General features: G+C 70.8%; 1 protein-coding gene. It reads right to left on the minus strand.

Features of this window, described 5'->3' with window-relative positions:
- Positions 1-102 precede the first annotated feature (102 nt).
- The gene (locus VFZ20_RS10270) at positions 103-2421 is read right to left on the minus strand and encodes a hypothetical protein (protein WP_329683777.1); all 2319 of its coding nucleotides are present in this window, start codon (positions 2419-2421) and stop codon (positions 103-105) included.
- Positions 2422-2691 lie beyond the last annotated feature (270 nt).

Below are 2691 nucleotides of genomic sequence, written 5' to 3' on the forward strand. Positions count from 1 at the left end.
ACGGCAACTGAGAACTGCATTCTCACGCAGGGGGAGCAGAGGCAGCAGTACTGCTTTTGAAGTACTCTGCTGCCTCTGCTCCCTCTGCGTGAGAAATCTTTTCTACCGGCGGCCGCGCATCACCACGCCACCGGCGCCGACCGCCCAGACGCGGCCCGCGGACACGCCGCGCACGTCGTACAGGTCGCCGCTCGTCTCGATGTTCACGTCCGTCCAGCTGCCGCCGTTGAAGTGCAGCGTCTGCGAGCCCACCACGTACACGTCGTCGGGCCCGCTGCCCCACACCCCCTGCGCGCTGTGGTTGTTGCGCGGATAGAAGCTGTCCCACGACTGGCCGTCCCAGTGCGCCACGCGGCCGCCCACGACGTAGATGTCGTTTGGCCCCGTACCCCAGATGTCGCGCCAGTTGTCGCCCCAGTAGTGGATGGAGAAGGGCGTCCACGCCGTGCCGTCCCAGTGCAGCAGCCGCGTGCCCACCACGTACAGGTTGTCCGGCGACGTGCCCCACACGGCGTACAGCTGGCCCGTCTCCGCCCCCATGTCGTCCATCGTCCACGCCGCGCCGTCCCAGCGCATCACCACGGGACGCTGGTAGCCGTCGTCGTCGCGCCAGCCCACGGCGTACACGTGGGCCGAGTCCAGCCCCCACACGCCCAGCAGCGTCAGCTGCCGCGGCAGCGTCGCGGGAAAGAGGGTGCGCGTCCACCGCGTGCCGTCCCAGCGCACCACCACGCCCTGCCGCGAATTGTCCTGCGTCTGCCCGACCGCGAAGATCTGCGACGCGCCGGGGGTGATCCACACGTCCTCCAGGCAGTCCGGCGTGGCGTAGACCGTCTGCCATCCACGCCCCTCGTCGCGCATGACCCCGCCGCAGCGCACGGCGATGACGTCGTCGTCCGAGACGGGGGCCACGGCGCTCCACAGGTCCTGCGTGGCCGACGTCTCCGCGCCCCACGTGCCGCCGGAGCGACGGTGGATCATCCCGTCCATCCCCACCAGGTACACCTTGTCGGGGTTGGGCGAGAACACGGCCCGCGTCACCTGCGGCGCGCCCGTGGACACGGTGGACCACGCGGAGCCGTTCCACCGCAGCACGGTGCCGTACAGCCCCGTCAGGCTGTAGCCGCCGCCCACGGCCCACACCTCGCTGGCGCTGCTTCCCCACACGTGGTACAGCGTGTGGGTCGTGAGGCCCTGCCCCACCTGCGTCCACGCCGTGCCGTCGTAGTGGAACATCGCGCCGCCCGTGCCGATGGCGTGGATGTCGTTGGGCGCGGCGCCCCAGATGCTCGTGATGTCCACGCCGGGGAACGACACGGAATCCCACGCGGCGCCGTTCCAGTGCCACACGAACCCGTCGTCCCGCTTGGTCGCGGGGTTGTAGCGCCAGCCGGCCAGGTGCACGTCGTTGGGCCCGAATCCCCACGCCCCGCTGAAGCGCCGGCCCGGCGTGGCCTGGAACACGGTGTCGAACGCGGCGCCGTCCCAGCGCAGCACCCATCCAAATCCGCCGCCCGTGATGTAGACGTTGTTCCGGCTGGAGCCCCACGCGCCGCTCCAGTTCTCGTTCACGGGCGAGGGCACGCCGTTCCACCGCTTGCCGTCGTAGCGCCACAGGGCCCCGCCCACGGCCCACACGTCGTCCGTGGCGCTGCCCCACAGGGCCGACACGCCGGGCGTCCAGTCGCCGGGGTACACCACCCAGCGCGTGCCGTTGTTGTACATCATGGTGCGGTCGCCCGCGGCCCACATGTCGTTGGGCCCCGTGCCCCACACCGCGTACAGGTTGCGCGTGACCACGTCGCCGCGCTCGCGCGTCCAGCGCAGCACGCCGCCCTGGTTGGGCACCCGCGCCGCGACCAGCACCGTGAACGAGAACGACTCCACCGTCCGCGACACGTTCCAGCGCCACGGCTTGGGGGCCGTGCGCTCGTACGGCGCCAGGATCTCGGGGTAGAAGAAGAAGTCCTGCCCCGCCGTGGTGAAGATGGTGGAGCCGTCGGGATTGGCGAGCTCCACCGTCCCCGTGCCCCGCGTGACGGCCGTGGCCGACGAGAAGAAGATGCGGATGCCCGACGCCGTCACGCCGTCTTCCGTGCCCACGGGCTGGCCCAGCAGGTTCTGCAGGGTCACGTCGATGGAGAACACCTCGGCCACGGAATCGTACGAGGCGACGCCCGAGCGCACCTGCACGTACGTGCCCTGCCCGCCCACGATCAGGTCGCCCCGGGCGCCGCCGCCCGGCACGGGCGTGTCGCAGCGCATGGCCCCCGCCTCCACCTGGACGGTGCACTGCACGGCGGCCAGGCTGCCTTCCGCGGGCGGCGCGAGCGCGGGCTTCGCGGGCCCGGTGGAATCGGTGCACGCGGCCGCCAGGGCGAACGCCAGCGGCGCCGCGAAAGCGAAGATTCGGTTCTTCACGGGATACAACGGGTACGTCGGATGGAAATTGGCGCGGAGATGCGGCAGGATGTCGACAATCTCGCGCGTTTTCGTGGATTGGGCAAGGTGCGACGCAACTGCTACGGATGGAACGCGGAGGATGGATCGCGGAGGAGAATCCAGGATGGAAGGATCCGGAGGATGGAGGGCTCCGGGTCTCTGCCGGATGAGCGGAGTGTCTCTCGCCCGCGGAGGGCCCCCTCCCCCCGACCCCCTGCCCCCGCTTCGCGGGGGAGGGGGAGAACCCGG

The organism is Longimicrobium sp. (assembly GCF_036280135.1).
Lineage (GTDB): Bacteria > Gemmatimonadota > Gemmatimonadetes > Longimicrobiales > Longimicrobiaceae > Longimicrobium.